The organism is Variovorax sp. KBS0712 (genome assembly GCF_006323185.2).
Classification (GTDB): Bacteria; Pseudomonadota; Gammaproteobacteria; order Burkholderiales; family Burkholderiaceae_C; genus Variovorax; species Variovorax boronicumulans.
The window spans coordinates 200,893-218,731 of record NZ_VCCD02000004.1 but is presented as its reverse complement, the minus strand read 5'-3'; the positions used below and the strand labels follow the sequence as shown (position 1 = coordinate 218,731).

General features: G+C 69.3%; 15 protein-coding genes and 1 pseudogene. 12 read left to right on the top strand and 4 right to left on the bottom strand.

Going from position 1 to position 17,839, the window contains the following annotated elements; genetic code table 11:
- Positions 1-13 precede the first annotated feature (13 nt).
- Together boxC and FFI97_RS29225 are read right to left on the bottom strand one after the other, a co-directional pair.
- A complete protein-coding gene (gene boxC / locus FFI97_RS29230) occupies positions 14-1,687 on the bottom strand; it encodes a 2,3-epoxybenzoyl-CoA dihydrolase (protein ID WP_062470320.1) in 1,674 nt (557 codons plus the stop codon).
- A 439-nt stretch (positions 1,688-2,126) separates the two neighbouring features.
- Positions 2,127-3,071, bottom strand: a complete 945-nt coding sequence (locus FFI97_RS29225; protein ID WP_062470316.1) for a helix-turn-helix transcriptional regulator — start codon at positions 3,069-3,071, stop codon at positions 2,127-2,129.
- 168 nt (positions 3,072-3,239) lie between these two features.
- Here FFI97_RS29225 and FFI97_RS29220 point away from each other — a divergent pair, with 168 nt between their 5' ends.
- The 9 genes from FFI97_RS29220 (at position 3,240) to FFI97_RS29175 (ending at position 12,393) form a co-directional block, all read left to right on the top strand.
- Positions 3,240-3,734: a DUF4863 family protein gene (locus FFI97_RS29220; protein WP_139703467.1), complete on the top strand. Its 495-nt coding sequence runs from the start codon at positions 3,240-3,242 to the stop codon at positions 3,732-3,734.
- A 123-nt stretch (positions 3,735-3,857) separates the two neighbouring features.
- Positions 3,858-5,408 carry a 3,4-dehydroadipyl-CoA semialdehyde dehydrogenase gene (locus FFI97_RS29210; RefSeq protein WP_139703466.1) on the top strand — a complete coding sequence of 517 codons (1,551 nt, stop codon included), beginning with the start codon at positions 3,858-3,860 and terminating at the stop codon, positions 5,406-5,408.
- A 30-nt stretch (positions 5,409-5,438) separates the two neighbouring features.
- Positions 5,439-6,992, top strand: coding sequence for a benzoate-CoA ligase family protein (locus tag FFI97_RS29205; RefSeq protein WP_139703464.1), 1,554 nt, complete (start codon positions 5,439-5,441; stop codon positions 6,990-6,992).
- Positions 6,989-7,813 (top strand): alpha/beta fold hydrolase, encoded by an 825-nt coding sequence (locus tag FFI97_RS29200; RefSeq protein ID WP_139703462.1) that lies wholly within the window; start codon positions 6,989-6,991, stop codon positions 7,811-7,813. Before FFI97_RS29205 ends, FFI97_RS29200 begins: the two co-directional genes overlap by 4 nt.
- Positions 7,810-8,985, top strand: coding sequence for an ABC transporter substrate-binding protein (locus tag FFI97_RS29195; RefSeq protein WP_139703460.1), 1,176 nt, complete (start codon positions 7,810-7,812; stop codon positions 8,983-8,985). The genes FFI97_RS29200 and FFI97_RS29195 overlap by 4 nt, the downstream gene beginning before the upstream one ends.
- Positions 8,986-9,090: 105 nt before the next feature.
- Entirely contained in the window at positions 9,091-9,963 is an 873-nt protein-coding gene (locus FFI97_RS29190) for a branched-chain amino acid ABC transporter permease (protein WP_062470301.1), read from the top strand.
- Positions 9,960-10,943, top strand: coding sequence for a branched-chain amino acid ABC transporter permease (locus tag FFI97_RS29185; protein ID WP_095743074.1), 984 nt, complete (start codon positions 9,960-9,962; stop codon positions 10,941-10,943). The genes FFI97_RS29190 and FFI97_RS29185 overlap by 4 nt, the downstream gene beginning before the upstream one ends.
- A complete protein-coding gene (locus FFI97_RS29180) occupies positions 10,940-11,692 on the top strand; it encodes an ABC transporter ATP-binding protein (RefSeq protein WP_095743073.1) in 753 nt (250 codons plus the stop codon). Before FFI97_RS29185 ends, FFI97_RS29180 begins: the two co-directional genes overlap by 4 nt.
- On the top strand, positions 11,692-12,393 hold the full coding sequence (locus FFI97_RS29175) for an ABC transporter ATP-binding protein (protein WP_139703457.1): 702 nt from the start codon (positions 11,692-11,694) through the stop codon (positions 12,391-12,393). Before FFI97_RS29180 ends, FFI97_RS29175 begins: the two co-directional genes overlap by 1 nt.
- A gap of 16 nt (positions 12,394-12,409) precedes the next feature.
- Here FFI97_RS29175 and FFI97_RS29170 read toward each other — a convergent pair whose 3' ends face one another.
- A complete protein-coding gene (locus FFI97_RS29170) occupies positions 12,410-13,321 on the bottom strand; it encodes a LysR family transcriptional regulator (RefSeq protein WP_139703456.1) in 912 nt (303 codons plus the stop codon).
- A gap of 107 nt (positions 13,322-13,428) precedes the next feature.
- On the opposite strand from FFI97_RS29170, the gene FFI97_RS29165 reads away from it, so the two are divergent.
- The 3 genes from FFI97_RS29165 (at position 13,429) to FFI97_RS29155 (ending at position 16,536) form a co-directional block, all read left to right on the top strand.
- Positions 13,429-14,169, top strand: a complete 741-nt coding sequence (locus FFI97_RS29165) for an SDR family NAD(P)-dependent oxidoreductase (RefSeq protein WP_139703454.1) — start codon at positions 13,429-13,431, stop codon at positions 14,167-14,169.
- Between the two features lie 31 nt (positions 14,170-14,200).
- Positions 14,201-14,425 (top strand): tautomerase family protein, encoded by a 225-nt coding sequence (locus FFI97_RS29160; protein ID WP_139703453.1) that lies wholly within the window; start codon positions 14,201-14,203, stop codon positions 14,423-14,425.
- A 161-nt stretch (positions 14,426-14,586) separates the two neighbouring features.
- Positions 14,587-16,536 carry a sigma-54-dependent Fis family transcriptional regulator gene (locus FFI97_RS29155; RefSeq protein WP_139703451.1) on the top strand — a complete coding sequence of 650 codons (1,950 nt, stop codon included), beginning with the start codon at positions 14,587-14,589 and terminating at the stop codon, positions 16,534-16,536.
- Here the strand turns inward: FFI97_RS29155 and FFI97_RS29150 are convergent.
- Positions 16,533-17,747 (bottom strand): annotated as a pseudogene (locus tag FFI97_RS29150) (glycosyltransferase). The gene FFI97_RS29155 and the pseudogene FFI97_RS29150 sit on opposite strands and share 4 nt — an antisense overlap.
- Positions 17,748-17,839: the final 92 nt, after the last annotated feature.

Here is a 17,839-nt window from a genome sequence, read left to right as displayed (position 1 = left end):
GACTGCTCTGTGCTCAAACGCGGTTCAGGTCGAAGCCGGCTTTCTGGCCGGTGCCGTAGACCTTCAGCGCGCCCTTTTCGCCGACGGCGTTGGGGCGGTTGAAGATCCAGTTCTGCCAGGCCGTGAGGCGGCCGAAGATGCGGGTGGCCATGTTCTCCTTGCTGGCGAAGCGCAGGTTGGCTTCGAGGCCGGTGAGCGCGTCGGGCGACATGGCGGCGCGCTCTTCGATGGCGATGCGGATCTCGTCGTCCCAGTCGATGTCGTCGGGCGCGGCGGTCACGAGGCCGAGCTTCACGGCTTCGTCGGCGTCGAGCGCCTGGCCGGCGGCGGCGCGCGCGGCTTCGAGCGGTGCGGCCTCTTCATAGAAGCGGCGCTGCAGGCGGCTCTGGTCGTTCACCATCGGGAAGAAGCCGAAGTTGAATTCGTTGAGCGTGAGCTTCGGAGCGCGCGCGGCGTCGTCGGGCAGCGCGAGCATGTAGGTGCGGTCGGCCGCGAAGGCCAGCTCGGCCAGCGTGCCGGCGAAGCACGAGCCGGCCTCGACCAGCGCGAACAGGCTGCGCGACGACACATCGAGGCGCGCCAGCGTGCGGCGCAGCGCGCCGATGGTTTCGCGCACCAGCCAGTGGTCCTTGTTCGCAAACATCACGGCATCCGAGGCCAGCACGGCGGCGGCGTCGCCTTCGGTCTTGAGCAGCCAGGTGCCGACGTCGAGTTCGTTGGTGCGCAGGTTGAGGATGGCGTCGTCGAGCTCGCGGCACACGGCCAGCGGCCACCAGGCGGCGCCGGCGGCTTCGATGGCGGCGATGTCGGCCGGCTGCGCGCCGGTGGGCGCCTTCACGGTGATCGTCGCGGTGCGCTTGCTGCGGTCGATCTGCACGTTGACGTTGGCGTACGCGATGCCGTCGGCGCTGTCGGTGCGCTCGACGCGGGTCAGGGCCACGCCCTTGGCGCCTGCGGGGCGGTCGCTACCGGCGGCGAGTTGCGTGGCGCGCTCCTGCACGGCGGCGGGGAACTGCGCGGGCTTGGCCACGGCATCGACCAGGCGCCAGTCGACCGCGCGCTGGCCGCGCACGCCTTCGACGCTGGTGCAGAAGATGTCGGCGAGGTCATGACGCACATGGCGCTTGTCGGTCACGCGGGTCAGGCCACCGGTGCCGGGCAGCACGCCGAGCAGCGGCACTTCGGGCAGCGAGACGGACGAGGAGCGGTCGTCGACCAGCAGGATCTCGTCGCAGGCCAGTGCCAACTCGTAGCCGCCGCCAGCGCAGGCGCCGTTCACGGCCGCGAGGAACTTCAGGCCCGAGTGCTTGGAGGTGTCTTCCATGCCGTTGCGCGTCTCGTTGGTGAACTTGCAGAAGTTCACCTTCCAGGCGTGGCTGGAAACGCCGAGCATGAAGATGTTGGCGCCGGAGCAGAAGATGCGGTCCTTGCCGCTGGTGACGATCACGCTGCGCACCTCGGGGTGCTCGAAGCGGATGCGGTTGAGCGCGTCGTTCAGCTCGATGTCCACGCCCAGGTCGTAGCTGTTGAGCTTGAGCTTGTAGCCGGGGCGGATGCCGCCGTCTTCCGCGATGTCGAGCGTGAGGCGCGCAATGGCGCCGTCGAAGCTCAGCGACCAGTGGCGGTACTGGGCGGGTTCGATGCGGTAGTCGACGCGCTGGGGCGCCTGGAGCGTGGTGTCGGTCATGCGGAAGTCTCCTGTGGGGCTGTGTTCAGAAAACCGTGAACAGGAATAATAATGCACTTCCTTGTTCCGATGACATGCATCATGCTGCATGCAAACAGGCAAGTCAATGCCTGTTGTGCTTTTTTTCAGATTTCAGGCGGACGAGGGATCCGGGGGTGTGCGCAGGACACCGGGTACTTCCCTCCGCGAATGTCCCCCGGGCTTCGCCCTCCTCCTTGATTTCGCTGCGGGAAGCACCCAGTGCCCTGCGCACGGGGGCACGCGGTCGGTTCACGGCCGATCAACAACTGCCCTGAAGACGCTCACGCCGATGGGGTGCCTTGCGCAGCGAAATCAAGGAGGAGGGGCGAAGCCCCGGGGGACATTCGCGGAGCAAGGTACCCCGTCGGCGGGAGCGTCGCCCTGAACAGCGAACGCCCCAACGCCAGCAGCAAGAAACTCAGGCCAGCCCCATCGACTGCCGGGCAACCGCGCGCAGTGCCTGGAAGCTCTGCGGCAACGTCTTCCCACTGGTATCGACCGACAGATCGGCCTTCGAATAGAAGGCAGCGCGCCCGTTCAGGATGCGCCGCAGGTCTTCCATGGCTTCCTTGCTGGCCGCCATCGGGCGGGTGTCGCCCTGCGCGGCCACGCGGCCCATGTGCTCCTCGGGCGCGGCCTGCAGCCACACGGTGGTGCAGTGGGCCAGCAGCTCGTTGAAGGTGGCCGGGTCGGACACGATGCCGCCGGGCGTGGCGATGACCACCTCACTGTAGATCTGCACCGCTTCTTCCAGCGCGCGGCGCTCGTAGCGGCGGTAGGCGTTGGTGCCGTACAGGTCGTGGATTTCGCGCACGCTGCAGCCCGCCAGCTTCTCGATCTCGCGGCTCAGCTCGATGAACGGAATCTCGAGGTCTTCGGCCAGCATCTGCCCCAGCGTCGACTTGCCCGCGCCGCGCAGCCCCACGAGCGCGATGCGCCGGTGCCGCGCCGGGTCGACCGAGGCCGTGCCCAGCATCTCGCCCAGCGCCACGCGCACGCGGCGCAGGTCTGCCTCGCTGCGGTGCTCGAGCAGTTCGCGGATCAGCAGCCACTCGGGCGAACTGGTCGTCACGTCGCCCACCAGCTCGGCCAGCGAGCAGTGCAACGCCCCGGCCACCTGCTGCAGCACCAGGATCGATGCGTTGCCGATGCCGTATTCCAGGTTCGCCAGGTGGCGCTCCGACACGTCGGCCGACAGGGCCACCGCCTTGCGCGTGAGGCCGCGCTGCGCGCGCAGGTTGCGCACGCGGTCGCCCAGTGCCACCAGCAATGGGTTCTTGGCCTCCCCGGCCACGGCGGCGCCGTGGTTGCCGGTGCCGCCCTCGGGCGCGGTGGCCAGCACCGCGTCTACATGCTCGTTCATGCCATTCCTCGTTCTTCGCCGGGATTGTGCGCGCTCAGGGTAAACACCATAGATGCACTATATTGCTTGACACCTGTTGTCTCGCTGCTTATTGTTCGATCACACGCAAGATACTGCACGCGCAGACTTCCTGCAAGAAGACGATAGTTCATCCGTTCGAGGCCCACGATGTCCGACACCCCCACGCCCGCCACCGGCAAGGCGGCATTTCACCAGCTGATCGCCGACCTGACCGCCGAGATCGCCGGCCAGCCGCTGGACGCCACGCTCGACCAGTGGCTCAACGCCACCCACGGCGCCGGCAGCGCCCGTTTTGCGCAACTGCGCCAGGCCTGCATCGGCGGCGTCGCCGAAGGCTGGCTGTGTGATCGCGAAGGCGGCGGCATCAAGTACGGCCGCGTCTTCAAGGCCGAGGACGCATTGCACCGCTTCTCGGTCGACGTGGTCGACATGCAGGACCTCGCCGGCCCGCACCACACGCACCCGAACGGCGAGATCGACCTGATCATGCCGCTGGACGACACCCCCGCCGCCACCTTCGACGGCCGGCCCGCGGGCTGGTGCGTCTACGGGCCCGGCACCGCACACCGCCCGACCGTGGCCCACGGCCGCGCGCTCGTCCTCTACCTGCTGCCCGAAGGGCAGATCAAGTTCACGGCATGAAGCACACCCCCAGGCTTGCCCACTGCGTGTGGCCTCCAACCCCCTTGCAGGGGGCAACACCAGCGGCCCGGCAAAGCCGGTTCCGCGGTGTTCCCCGATCGACCCCCATTGAGACCCTATCCAATGACTGAGCTTCTCGCCAACCACGTCGCCGGCCGCTGGCAAAGCGGCACGGGCGCCGGCACGCCCCTGTTCGACCCGGTGCTCGGCACCGAACTCGCGCGCGTCGACGCCACCGGCCTCGACCTGCCCGAGGCCTTTGCCTTTGCACGCGAACAAGGCGGCCGCGCGCTGCGCGCCCTCACCTACCGCCAGCGCGCCGGCCTCCTCGCCGCGCTCGTGAAAGTGCTGCAGGCCAACCGCGACGCGTACTACGAGATCGCCACCGCGAACTGCGGCACGGTGAAGAACGACTCGGCCGTCGACATCGACGGCGCGATCTTCACGCTCGGCCAGTACGCCAAGTGGGGCGACGCGCTCGGCGACGTGCGCGCGCTGCGCGACGGCGACGCCGTGAAGCTCGGCAAGGAGCCGGTGTTCCAGTCGCAGCACCTGCAGGTGCCGACGCACGGCGTGGCGCTGTTCATCAACGCCTTCAACTTCCCCTCGTGGGGCCTTTGGGAAAAGGCCGCGCCCGCGCTGCTGTCGGGCGTGCCCGTGATCGTCAAGCCCGCCACGGCCACCGCCTGGCTCACGCAGCGCATGGTGAAAGACGTGGTCGATGCGGGCGTGCTGCCGGCCGGCGCGCTGTCGGTCATCTGCGGCAGCTCGGCCGGTTTGATGGACCAGCTGCAACCTTTCGACGTGGTCTCTTTCACCGGCTCGGCCGAGACGGCCGCCGTGATCCGTTCGCACCCGGCTGTGGCCGAGCGCTCGGTGCGCGTGAACATCGAGGCCGACAGCCTCAACAGCGCCCTGCTGCTGCCCGGCGCCGCGCCCGGCAGCGAGGCCTTCAACCTGCTCGTGCGCGAAGTGGTGCGCGAGATGACGGTCAAGTCGGGCCAGAAGTGCACCGCCATCCGCCGCATCCTGGTGCCGGCCGAGGTGTACGACGCCGCCGCCGAAGCCATCGGCGCGAAGCTCGCGGGCGTGACCGTCGGCAACCCGCGCAACGAGAACGTGCGCATGGGCTCGCTTGTGAGCCGCGCGCAGCTGAACGCGGTGCGCGACGGCCTCGACGCGCTGGCCGCGCAGACCACCGTGCTGCACGACAGCAGCAACAAACCCCTCATCGACGCCGACCCCGCGGTGGCCGCCTGCATCGGCCCCGTGCTGCTGGGCGCGCGCGACGCCGATGCGGCGCAGCGTGTGCACGACGTGGAAGTGTTCGGCCCCGTCGCCACGCTGCTGCCCTACAACGACCTGGCACACGGTATCGCGCTCGCGCACCGTGGGCAGGGCTCGCTCGTCACCTCGCTGTATGGCAGCGACGATGCCGCGCTCGCCCAGGCTGCGCTGTCGGTCGCACCGAGCCACGGCCGCGTGCATGTCATCACGCCCGAGGTGGCGCAAGCCCACACCGGCCACGGCAACGTGATGCCGATGTCGCTGCACGGCGGCCCCGGCCGCGCGGGCGGCGGCGCCGAGTTGGGCGGCCTGCGCGCACTCGATTTCTATCACCGCAGGAGCGCGGTGCAGGCGAGCCCCGGCGTGCTCGCCGCCCTCGGCCTCTAGCGCCACGCACAGGCCCCAAGGAGACACACGATGAACAGCAGCCTGCCCGCACGACTCAACTTCGCCGAACACCTGTTCGCCCTCAACCGCGGCCGCGCCGCACGCACCGCCTACATCGACGACCGCGGCACGCTGGGCTACGGCCAGCTCGAAGACCGCGCGCGCCGCCTGGCCGCCGCGCTGAAGGCCGCGGGCATCCGCCGCGAAGAGCGCGTGCTGCTGCTCATGCTCGACGGCAACGACTGGCCCGTGAGCTTCCTGGGCTGCCTCTACGCAGGCATCGTGCCCGTGGCCGTGAACACGCTGCTCACGCCCGACGACTACGCCTACATGCTCGACCACAGCCGCGCGCAGGCGGTGCTGGTGTCGGGTGCGCTGCTGCCGACCTTGCAAGATGCGATGGCGCGCGGCGGCCATGAAGTGCAGACGCTGTTCGTATCGCAACCGACGGGCGCATTGCCCGAGGGCGCGCAGGAGTTCGAAGCCGCGCTCGCCGCCGCCGAGCCCCTGCCCGCCCCCGCGCTCACCGCGTCGGACGACCCCGGCTTCTGGCTCTATTCCTCCGGCTCCACCGGCAAGCCCAAGGGCACGGTGCACACGCACGCCAACCTGTGGTGGACCGCCGAGCTCTACGGCAAACCCGTGCTCGGCCTCACCGAAGACGACGTGTGCTTCTCGGCCGCCAAGATGTACTTCGCGTACGGCCTGGGCAATGCGCTGACCTTCCCGCTGTCGGTGGGCGCCACCGTGGTGCTGATGGCCGAGCGCCCCACGCCCGACGCCACCTTCCGCCGCTGGACCGAGCACAAGCCCACCGTGTTCTTCGGCGCGCCCACCGGCTTCGCGGGCATGCTCGCCTCGCCGAAGCTGCCGGCGCGCGAAGCCGTGGCGCTGCGCATGTGCTCGTCTGCCGGCGAAGCACTGCCGGGCGAGATCGCACAGCGTTTCAAGGCGCACTTCGGCTGCGAGATCATCGACGGCATCGGCTCGACCGAGATGCTGCACATCTTCATCTCCAACCGCCCCGGCGACGTGCGCTACGGCACCACGGGCAAGCCGGTGGACGGCTACGAGGTCGAGCTGCGCGGCGAAGACGGCCGCCCCGTGCCCGACGGCGAGGTGGGCGACCTGTACATCCGTGGCCCGAGCTCGGCGCTCATGTACTGGTGCAACCGCGAGAAGTCGCGCGACACCTTCCAGGGCGGCTGGACCAAGAGCGGCGACAAGTACACGCGCGACGCCGACGGCTACTTCACCTATGCAGGCCGCAGCGACGACATGCTCAAGGTCAGCGGCATCTACGTCTCGCCCTTCGAGGTCGAGGCCACGCTGATGCAGCACCCCGCCGTGCTCGAGGCCGCCGTCATCGGCAAGGACGACGCCGACGGGCTCACGAAGACCAAGGCCTTCGTGGTGCTGAAAGACGGCGCTGCGGCCACCGAGGACGAGCTCAAGGCCTTCGTGAAGGAGCGCCTGGCGCCCTACAAGTACCCGCGCTTTCTGGAGTTCGTGAGCGAGCTGCCCAAGACGGCCACCGGCAAGATCCAGCGCTTCCGGCTGCGCGAACGCGAGAAGCAGGCATGAGCGCGCCGACGGTTGCCACCGACTTCGCCACCATCGACTGGCGCGGGCGCACCGTGCGCATCGAGTGCCAGTGGATCGCCCCCGAACGCGGCGCCGACACCCCGCTCATAGTGTTCCTGCACGAGGGCCTGGGCTCCGTCGCGATGTGGAAGGACTTTCCCGCCCAGGTCTGCGAAGCCGCCGGCGCGCGCGGCCTCGTGTTCTCGCGCCCCGGCTACGGCCGCTCCACGCCGCGCGCCGAGGACGAGATCTGGGACGTCGACTTCATGCACCGCCAGGCGCACGAGGTGCTGCCCGCGCTGTTCGACGCGCTGAAGCTCGGCGACGAGAAGCCGTGGCTCTTCGGCCACAGCGACGGCGGCTCGATCTCGCTGCTGTACGCCTCGCGCTTTTCCGACAAGGTCGCGGGCCTCGTGGTGCTCGCGCCGCACATCTTCGTGGAAGACAAGACCGTCGCGAACATCGAGATCGCACGCGACGCCTACCGAACGACCGACCTGCCCAGCAAGCTCGGCCGCTACCACGACAGCGCCGACTCGGCCTTCTGGGGCTGGAACCGCATCTGGCTGCACCCGCCCTTTCGCGACTGGAACATCGAGGCCGAGCTGGCCACCATCCGCTGCCCCGTGCTCGCGGTGCAGGGCATCGACGACGCGTACGGCACGCTCGCGCAGATCCGCGACATTGCCCCGCGCGTGGCGGGGACCTGCGAGCTGCTCGAAATCCCTGAATGCGGGCATTCCCCGCATCGCGATCAGCCGGATCGTGTCATCGTCGCGACCGCTTCTTTCATCACCAACAACAGGAGACAGACACCATGACGAACCTTCGCACCGCGCGCCTGGCGCTCACGGCCATCGCCCTCGCCGCCCTGGCCTCCGCGGCCGGCGCACAGGGCACGGCAAAGCTCAAGGTCGGCCTCATGCTGCCCTACAGCGGTACCTACACCGCCCTGGGCGTGGCCATTGAAAACGGCTTCAAGCTCTACGTGGAACAGCAAGGCGGCAAGCTCGCCGGCCGCGAGATCGAATACTTCAAGGTCGACGACGAGTCCGACCCCGCCAAGGCCACCGACAACGTCAACAAGCTCATCAAGCGCGACAACGTCGACGTGATCGTGGGTACCGTGCACTCGGGCGTGGCGATGGCCATGGCCAAGGCCGCCAAGGAAAGCGGCACCGTGCTCATCGTGCCGAACGCCGGCGCCGACGCGGTGACGGGCCCGATGTGCGCGCCCAACATCTTCCGCAGCTCGTTCAGCAACTGGCAGCCGGCTTTCGCCATGGGCGAGGTGGCGGCCAAGCAGCAGGGCAAGAAGAAGGTCATGACCATCACCTGGAAGTACGCAGCCGGCGAAGAGTCGGTCAACGGCTTCAAGGAAGGCTTCGAGAAGAACGGCGGCAAGGTCGACAAGCAGCTCACCCTGCCCTTCCCCAACGTGGAGTTCCAGGCGCTGCTGACCGAGATCGCGGCGGCCAAGCCCGATGCGGTGTACGCCTTCTTCGCGGGCGGCGGCGCGGTGAAGTTCGTCAAGGACTACCAGGCCGCAGGCCTGAACAAGACCATCCCGCTGTACGGCCCCGGCTTCCTGACCGACGGCACGCTCGACGCACAGGGCGAGTCGGCGCAAGGCATGCTCACCACGCTGCACTACGCCGACGGCCTGAACACGCCGCGCGACAACGCCTTCCGCGTGGCGTACGCCAAGTCGTTCAAGCTGCAGCCCGACGTGTACGCGGTGCAGGGCTACGACGCCGCGCAGATGCTGGGCGTGGGCCTGAATGCCACCAAGGGCGACATCTCGAAGAAGGCCGAGTTCACGGGTGCGATCGAGAAGGCGAAGATCGACAGCCCGCGCGGCACCTTCACGGTGAGCAAGTCGCACAACCCGGTGCAGGACATCTACCTGCGCAAGGTGGAAGGCAAGGAAAACAAGCTCGTCAGCACGGCCATCAAGGGCCTGTCCGATCCGGCACGCGGCTGCCGGATGTAAGCAAGGCCACGGGCCTTCGGTTCTCTCTCGTTCCCTCGCGGCCCCGATCCATTTCACGGGGCTGCGAGCCGCCTTGCGGCAACCACAACCAACTGGGATCACACGGTGGATTTCGGAACCTTCTTGGTGCAGTGCCTGAACTCCGTTCAGTACGGCCTGCTGCTCTTTCTCGTGGCCTCGGGGCTGACGCTGATCTTCGGGATCATGGGCGTCATCAACCTCGCCCACGGGAGCTTCTACATGATCGGCGCCTACATGGCGTTCTCGCTGGCGCCGCTGTTCGGCGACCAGTTTTTGCTGATGCTGGTGGCCGGCGTGGTGCTGGCCGCGATCTTCGGCTACGTGCTGGAGTGGGCCTTCTTCAGCTACCTCTACCAGCGCGACCACCTGCAGCAGGTGCTCATGACCTACGGGCTCATCCTGGTGTTCGAGGAACTGCGCTCCATCTTCGTGGGCAACGACGTGCACGGCGTGAAGGTGCCCGCGTGGCTGGACGGCAGCTTCGCGCTGGGCAACGTCATGAGCTACCCGTGGTATCGCCTGTTTGCCTCGGCCGCCTGCATCGTGCTGGCCGTGGGCCTGTACTACGTGGTGAACCGCACGCGCCTGGGCATGATGATCCGCGCCGGCGCCAGCAACCGCGACATGGTGCGCGGCCTGGGCATCGACGTGAAGCGGCTGTACCGCATCGTGTTCGCGGCCGGCGTGGCGCTGGCGGCACTGGCCGGCATGATCGCCGCGCCGATGTCCTCGGTGTACCCGAACATGGGCGCGAGCGTGCTCATCATCTGCTTCGTGCTGGTGGTGATCGGCGGCATCGGCTCGATCACCGGGGCGCTCGTGGCCTCGCTGCTGGTGGGCTTCGTCGACACCTTCGGCAAGGTGTTCTTCGCCGACCTGGCGGGCATCGGCATCTACCTCTTGATGGCCATCGTGCTGATCTGGAAGCCCGAAGGCTTGATGGGGAGGCGGCCATGAGCCCGGTGGTTGCATCCGCACCTTCGTCGCCGCGGCGTGGTGCCTTCATCGTGCCCGTGCTGTGCGCCATCGCGCTCGGCGTGGCCGGCCCGCTGCTGGGCAACTACGCATCGGACTTCATCGTCAAGGTGATGATCCTGTCGATCTTCGCGCTCAGCCTGGAGCTGCTGGTGGGCATGACCGGGCTCGTGAGCCTGGGCCATGCGGCCTTCTACGGCATCGGTGCGTACGTCACGGTGCTGGCCTCGGGCAACGAGGGCGGCAACTTCGCGGTGCTGCTGGTGCTGTCGATGGGCGCGGCGGCGCTGTATGCGCTGTTCGTGGGCGCACTGAGCCTGCGCACGCGCGGCGTGTACTTCATCATGGTCACGCTGGCCTTTGCGCAGATGGCCTTCTTCGTGTTCCACGACACCAAGGTCGGCGGCGGCAGCGACGGCATCTACCTGTACGTGCGCCCCGCCCTCGGCGCGCTCGACATGGAGAACCGCACGGTGCTGTTCTACGTGGTGCTGGCGGCGCTGGTGTTCACCTACGGCCTGCTGGCGCTCATCCGCCGCTCGCGCTTCGGCGCGGCGCTCGCGGGCATCCGCGTGAACGAGCAGCGCATGCGCGCGGCGGGCTTCGCGGTGTACGGCTACAAGCTCGCGGCCTTCGTGCTCGCGGGCGCGCTGGCCGGGCTCGCGGGCTTTCTGCTGGCCTCGCGCGACGGCGTGGTCAACCCCGAGCTGATGGCCTGGCACAACTCCGGCGAGGTGCTGCTGATGGTGATCCTGGGCGGCCTCGGCCACCTGCGCGGCGCGGTGATCGGCGCCGTGGCCTTCACGCTGCTGAAGGAAATCTTCTCCACCCACGCCGTGATGGGCCCGCTGGCCGACCACTGGCAGCTCACGCTGGGCATCGCCATCATCGTGTTCGTGGCGCTGCTGCCCAAGGGCCTGATCGGCCTGGTGCAGCGCCTGTCGCCGAAGGGAGGCGCATGACCACCGCACTGCTGTCCGTGGACAAGCTCACGCGCCGCTTCGGCGGCCTCACCGCCGTCAACGCCGTCACGCTCGACCTGCACATCGGCGAGGTGCATGCGGTGATCGGCACCAACGGCGCCGGCAAGTCGACGCTCATCAACATGCTCTCGGGCGAGATCGAGGCCTCCGAGGGCCGCATCGCCCTGGACGGCGTGGACATCACCGCGCGCGCGCAGTCGCGCCGCGCCCGCGACGGCGTGGGCCGCAGCTACCAGCGCACCACCATCTTCCCGGAGTTCACGGTGCACGAGAACTGCCGCCTCGCCGCGCAGGCCGCCACGGCAAAACCGTGGGCGATCTGGCAGTCGTCGCAGCGCTGCGCCACCAGCAATGCCTCGGCCGATGCGGCGCTGGAAGCCGCCGGCCTCACGGCCGAAGCCCGGCGCGTCGCCGGCACGCTGAGCCACGGCGCGCAACGCCAGCTCGAAGTGGCGATGTGCCTGGCCACCCACCCGCGCGTGCTGCTGCTGGATGAACCGCTCGCCGGCATGGGCGCGGAAGAGACCGACCGCATGCTCACGCTGCTCGCGCGGCTGAAGGCCACGCACGCCATCTTGCTGGTGGAACACGACATGGACGCCGTGTTCCGCATCGCCGACCGCATCACGGTGATGGTGAACGGCACTGTCATCGCCACGGGCAACCCACAAGAAATTCGCGAGAACCCCGAGGTGCGCACGGCCTACCTCGGCGAGGAGCAACACTGATGCTGATCGTTCGCGACCTCAACACGTATTACGGCAACAGCCACATCCTGCGCGGCGTGCACGCCGGCATTCCGGCGGCGACCTCGGTCGGCCTGCTCGGGCGCAACGGCATGGGCAAGACCACGCTCATCCGCACCATCATGGGCTACGTGCGTCCGGCTTCCGGCGAAGTGCAGGTCGACGGCCGCACCGTCACCGGCCTGCCGCCCGAGAAGATGGCACGCCTCGGCATCGGCTACGTGCCCGAGGGGCGCGGCATCTTCCCGAACCTGTCGGTGCGCGAGAACCTCGTGATGAGCGAACGCGCCGGCATCGACGGCCAGCGCGCCTGGACCTTCGACCGCGTGATGGCCACCTTCCCGCGCCTGTCGGAACGGCTCTCGCACGGCGGCCAGCAGCTGTCGGGCGGCGAGCAGCAGATGCTCTCCATCGGCCGCGCGCTCATGACCAACCCGCGCCTGCTGATCCTCGACGAAGCCACCGAAGGCCTCGCGCCGCTGATCGTGGCCGAGATCTGGCGCGTGATCAGCGAGATCCGCGCGACGGGCATCGCCACGCTGATCGTCGACCGCGACTACCGCAAGGTGCTCGCGCACACGGACCTGGCGGTGGTGATGGAGAAGGGGCAGATCGTGCGGCATGGGGCGTCGGCCGATCTGCTGGCCGAGCCGCAGGTGCTGGAGGAACTGCTGGGCGTGTGAGCATGCGTGGCGGGCGTCACCCGGTCCGCTGCGCCATCAGGAAATCGATGAACACCCGCATGCGCAGCGGGACGTGGCGCCCGTCCGGGTACAGCAGCGTGTAGGGCCGCGAACGGCCCGCGAAGGGCTTCAGCACCTCGACGAGCGAACCGTCGGCCAATTCCTTCTCCACGACGAAGCGGTAGGTCTGGAACAACCCGGCGCCGCTTTTCGCGAGCGTGACGCCTCCGAGCACGTCGTCGGAGCAGCTGTAGGCGCCGTCCGCGAACACTTCGCGGTCCTTGCCGTTCTCCTTGAAGAGCCACGAAATGCGGCGGCCGCTGCTGGGCAGCTCGAACTGGATGCACTCGTGCGCGGCGAGATCGTCCAGCGTGCGCGGCGTGCCGGCCTTCCGCAGGTATTTGCGCGTGGCGACCACGACCAGGTCCGCATCCTCGAGGTGCCGCGCGATCAGCGTGGAGTCGGGCTGGGCCCGCACGCGCACGGCCATGTCGTAGCCCTCTTCCACGAAATCGATGTTGCGGTTGCTCAGGTGCACGTGCAGCCGGATGTCGGGAAAGCGTTCGCGAAACGCCGGCAGCAAGGGCAGGATGCGGTGGTGGCCGTAGGTGGTCGGCACGCTGATGCGCAGCGTGCCCGAAGGCAGTGCCTGCTGGCCCATCACCTCGCGCTCGGCCTCGGCGAGCTGCGCCAGCGCCTGTCGGCACTGTGCAAAGTAGGAGCGGCCCGCGTCGGTGAGCCGCACGCTGCGCGTGGTGCGCACGAAAAGCCGCAATCCCAGCCGCTTCTCGAGCCGGGAGATCGATCGGCTCACGGCCGCCGGCGTCACACCGGCCGCGAGTGCCGCCGAGGTGAAGCCGCCGCTCTCCGCCGCGAGGCAGAACAACTCGATGCTGCCCAGGAGGATGTCGCCGAACTGCCGCTGCATGGATTGATTACCTTGTGTATCAAGTGAAGTTCGAGTCTAGTGATTTATCTGTTTCGCTGTCATCAATACAGTTCTCCCCACGTCATCAACTTCCCTGGAGAACCGACATGCAGGACAACTCATCCCCCACCGTGGTCATCACCGGCGCCTCGAGCGGCATCGGCCTGGGCCTTGCGCAGGCGTACCTCGCGCGCGGCTTCAACGTGGTCGCGAATGCGCGCACCGAAGAGCGGCTCGCAGCCGCCGCGAAGCAACTCGGCAATCCGGCGCGTCTTCTCGGCGTCGCGGGCGACATCGGCCGCCGCGACACGGCGCAGCAGCTCGTCGACCGCGCCGTGGCGCGCTTCGGCCAGGTCGACGTGCTCGTCAACAACGCGGGCATCTTCAACGCCAAGCCCTTCGTCGACTACACCGAAGACGACCTCGAGCAAATGGTCGCCACCAACCTCAAGGGCTTCGTCTACGCCTCGCAGGCCGCGGCAAAGCACATGGTCGCGCGCCGCCAGGGACACATCGTCAACATCACGGCGAGCATCGCGCTGCAGCCGAACCAGCAGGTGCCGGCCGTGTTGCCGGTGCTGATCAAGGGCGGCATCAATGCCGCGACGCGCGCGCTGGCGCTCGAACTCGCACCGCACAACGTCAAGGTGAATGCGGTGGCACCCGGCATCGTGGACACGCCGCTGTACACGCCCGAGCAGCACGGCTTCCTCAACGGCCTGGCGCCCGCCGGCCGCATCGCGACCGTGCAGGAGATCGCCGATGCGGTGCTCTACCTCACGAGCGCCGATTTCACGACCGGCGTCGTGCTGCCCGTGGATGGCGGCATGAGCACCGGCAAGTGGTAATCACCTCAGTCATTCACCCAAGGAGCACACCATGCCTTTCATCAACCTGAAGATCACCCGCGACGGCGTCACGCGCGAACAGAAAACCCAGGTCATTGCCGAGTTCACGGAAACGCTCGAACGGGTGCTGAAGAAGCCGCCGGAATGGACGCACATCGTGATCGAGGAGATCGACACCGACGACTGGGGCTTCGCGGGCCTGACGACCACCGAGTACCGCAAGCGGCTGGCCGACCGTGCGAAGCCGCCGCAGTGAAGCAATGGCGCCGGATCGGACCGCATTGCCCTCGATGTGAGGAGGAGTAACACGTCCGTTCCACCGGGTTTCACCTCTGTCCTGCGACAGCGCGACAGCCGAATCATGTCCGGCTGCGCAGCCCCTCCCCGTGCCGCGCCCACCCACGCACGAGGCTGCGCATGACGTCCCTGCAATCGCGCCACATCGACAACGTCTATTCGATCGCCACCGGCACGGCGCTGCGGGCCGATCCGGCGGCGAGCCTGGTGCACAAGTCGTGGGCACGCTGCGTGCGCGACCACGGGCTCGATCCGTCGCGGCCGACGCCCGCGCGCATCCTGCCGGCGCAGGAGGTGCGCGTGCACCAGCAGCAGCTCGAGCACTTCCTGCGCGCCGCGCGCGCAGGCATGGAGGACATCTACCGCCGCGTGGCCGAGCTGGGTTACATGGTGCTGCTGACCGACGCCGAGGGCATCACGGTGGACTACATCGGCAACCCGGCCTGGGACGACCAGCTGCGCCGCGCCGGCCTGTACCTGGGCGCCGACTGGAACGAGGCGCACGCCGGCACCTGCGGCGTGGGCACCTGCCTCATCGAGCGCCAGCCGATGACCTGCCACCAGACCGAGCACTTCGACGCCACGCACATCGCGCTCACCTGCACGACGGCACCGCTGTTCGACCACAGCGGCAAGCTCACGGCGATCCTCGACGTGTCGGCCCTGCGTTCGCCCGAGGCGCGCGAGAGCCAGCACCTGGTGCGGCACCTGGTGTCGATCTACGCGCGGATGATCGAGGACGCCGACTTCCTGCGGCACTTTCGCGGCCACTGGATCCTGCGGCTGGGCAGTGCCTTCGGGCTGGTCGACGTGGCGGGCGAAGTCATGCTGGCCTTCGACGAAGGCGGCACGGTGGTGGGCGCCAACGGGGGCGCGCGCGAGGTCTTCCCGGGACACCAGCAACTGTTAGGCGGCGCCGTGTCGGACCTGCTGCACCTGCCGATGGACGCGATCTGGCGTCTGGGCAACGGCGGCGCGTCGGCGCTGCCGTTTGCGCACACGGTGCTGCTGCCCGGTGGGGGCGAGTACCACGCCTCGCTGATCGCGCCGCGCCTGCGGCGCTCGCCGGTCACTGCGTCCACATCGCCGGCGCCCCAACCTTCGGACCGCCTGCCGCCGCTCGAGCGCATCGCGGGCGACGACGACCCCGCCATGCAGCAGCTGATCGCGCAGGCGCGCCGGCTGGTGGACCGCGGCATCCATGTGCTGGTCGAGGGTGAGACCGGCAGCGGCAAGGAGGTGCTGGCGCGCGCGCTGCACGGCGCGAGCCGGCGTGCGGCGCTGCCCTTCGTGGCGGTGAACTGCGCGGCCATTCCCGATTCGCTGATCGAGAGCGAGCTCTTCGGCTACACGCCCGGCAGCTTCACGGGCGGCCGCGCCAAGGGCATGAAGGGGCTGATCGCACAGGCCGACCGCGGCACGCTCTTTCTCGACGAGATCGGCGACATGCCGATGGCGCTGCAAACGCGGCTGCTGCGCGTGCTGTCCGAAGGCGAGGTGCTGCCGCTGGGCGCGGAGTCGCCGCAGCGCGTGGACCTTGCGGTGGTGGCGGCCACGCACCGCGACCTGTCGGCGCTGGTCGCGGCCGGGCGCTTTCGCGAGGACCTGTACTACCGCCTGTGCGGCGCGGTGCTGAAGCTGCCGCCGCTGCGCGCGCGGCGCGACCGGCGCTACCTGATCGAGGCGATGTTCCATGAAGAGGCCGCGGCGATGGGCTCGACGGCGCGGCTGTCGGAGGCGGCGATGCTGCGGCTGATGGCGCATGACTGGCCGGGCAACCTGCGCGAGTTGCGCAATGTGCTGCGGCTGGCGCTGGCGCTCTGCACGGGGGCGAGCATCACGCCCGAGGAGCTGCGCCTGGCGCCGCATCGTCCGTCGCTCGACCACCGCGACGCCATGCCTTCCATAGTCGACGCTGAAGACAGCGCCGCCGACGCCACGCGCCTGCTCGACGCGCTGCAGCGCCACCGCTGGCATGTGGCGCGGGCCGCACAGGCGCTCGGCATCAGCCGCGCCACCGCGTACCGCCACATGAAGCGCTTCGGCATCGTGGCGCCGCAGCGCGGCTAACGCCTCAGGATCTGCTCGATCGCGCGCACGGCCGTGCCCAGGCCGTCTTCCGCGCGCATGCGTTCGCCCAGCGCCCCGGCCCGTGCGCGCACCTGCGGGTCGTGCGCGAAGGCGAGCCCGCGCGCCAGGTCGTCGGCGCTGAACCGAGCACCCGCCACGGCGGGCGGCGCGACACCCGCCTGCGCGAGGTGATGCGCCCAGAACGCCTGGTCGCCCGCGAAGGGCACGACCACCGACGGCACGCCCGCGCGCGCGGCCGAGTGGCTGGTGCCCGAGCCGCCGTGGTGCACCACCAGCGCCATCCGCGGAAAGAGCCAGTCGTGCGGGGTGTCGCCGATGACGTGGAAGTTCGGCGGCAGCTGCCCCACTTCGAGGCCGCTCCATCCGGGATGCAGCACCGCGCGCCGACCGGCCATGCCGTCGACGAGGGCCGCGAGCAGCCGCGCCTTTGTCGAAGCCCGTCATGCTGCCGAAGCCGATGTAGACGGGCGCCTCGCCGGCCGCGAGGAAGTCGCGCAGCGCGGCCGGCGGCTGCCAGTCGGGCGCGGGCGCCAGCCACTGGCCGCACACGGCGGCGTTGGCCGGCCAGTCGGCGGGGCGCGGCAGCAGGCTCGGCGAGTAGCCGTAGAGCGCGGGGTGCGTGGTCCACAGGCGACGGCGCGGCGGCAGGCCGCAGACCTCGGCGCGCGCGGCGTTCACGGCCGGCCGGAAGGCTCGCCAGAGCAGCCCGTTGACGAGGTGGTGGCTCGCGCGGTTCAGGAAGCGCGGCACGCGGGCCGGCGGCAAAAGGGCGAGGCGAACGCAGCCGTCGGCGTGAGCGGGAACATGCCCGCGCCGATGGCCGGCACGCCCAGCGCCTCGGCCGCCGACAGGCCCACGAAGGCCGCGAGCCCCGCGCAGACGATCGCGTCGCAGCCCTGCGCGGCCTCGACGGTCTGGCGCAGCCAGGGCGTGGCGTTGGCATTGGCGATGTCCGCGAGCGCCTTCGCGGCCGCCGCCGGCTTGTCGCCCTGCGCGATGACGCCGCCGAGCGCCTGCCGGATGTCGCCGGCCAGCGCCAGCGAGCGCACGCCGAGCCGTTCGGCCGCGCCGAGCGTGGTGGCGTCCGCCAGCAGCACCGACGCATGGCCCGCGTCGTCCAGCGCGCGGCACAGCGCGGCGAGCGGGCGCGCGTCGCCCTCGGTGCCGTAGGTGAGCACGGCGAGTTTCATGGGGCGCGCCTCCTTGCAGCAGGTGGCTTCGGGGCCGTGCGCGCGCGCCGACGAAGAGCTCGACGACCACCGCGAACTCGTCGCGCAGCACG

Coding starts and splice junctions, on each gene's coding strand:
- boxC (WP_062470320.1), bottom strand. CDS start 1,687: ATGACCGACACCACGCTCCAGGCGCCCCAGCGCGTCGACTACCGCATC.
- FFI97_RS29225 (WP_062470316.1), bottom strand. CDS start 3,071: ATGAACGAGCATGTAGACGCGGTGCTGGCCACCGCGCCCGAGGGCGGC.
- FFI97_RS29220 (WP_139703467.1), top strand. CDS start 3,240: ATGTCCGACACCCCCACGCCCGCCACCGGCAAGGCGGCATTTCACCAG.
- FFI97_RS29210 (WP_139703466.1), top strand. CDS start 3,858: ATGACTGAGCTTCTCGCCAACCACGTCGCCGGCCGCTGGCAAAGCGGC.
- FFI97_RS29205 (WP_139703464.1), top strand. CDS start 5,439: ATGAACAGCAGCCTGCCCGCACGACTCAACTTCGCCGAACACCTGTTC.
- FFI97_RS29200 (WP_139703462.1), top strand. CDS start 6,989: ATGAGCGCGCCGACGGTTGCCACCGACTTCGCCACCATCGACTGGCGC.
- FFI97_RS29195 (WP_139703460.1), top strand. CDS start 7,810: ATGACGAACCTTCGCACCGCGCGCCTGGCGCTCACGGCCATCGCCCTC.
- FFI97_RS29185 (WP_095743074.1), top strand. CDS start 9,960: ATGAGCCCGGTGGTTGCATCCGCACCTTCGTCGCCGCGGCGTGGTGCC.
- FFI97_RS29180 (WP_095743073.1), top strand. CDS start 10,940: ATGACCACCGCACTGCTGTCCGTGGACAAGCTCACGCGCCGCTTCGGC.
- FFI97_RS29175 (WP_139703457.1), top strand. CDS start 11,692: ATGCTGATCGTTCGCGACCTCAACACGTATTACGGCAACAGCCACATC.
- FFI97_RS29170 (WP_139703456.1), bottom strand. CDS start 13,321: ATGCAGCGGCAGTTCGGCGACATCCTCCTGGGCAGCATCGAGTTGTTC.
- FFI97_RS29165 (WP_139703454.1), top strand. CDS start 13,429: ATGCAGGACAACTCATCCCCCACCGTGGTCATCACCGGCGCCTCGAGC.
- FFI97_RS29160 (WP_139703453.1), top strand. CDS start 14,201: ATGCCTTTCATCAACCTGAAGATCACCCGCGACGGCGTCACGCGCGAA.
- FFI97_RS29155 (WP_139703451.1), top strand. CDS start 14,587: ATGACGTCCCTGCAATCGCGCCACATCGACAACGTCTATTCGATCGCC.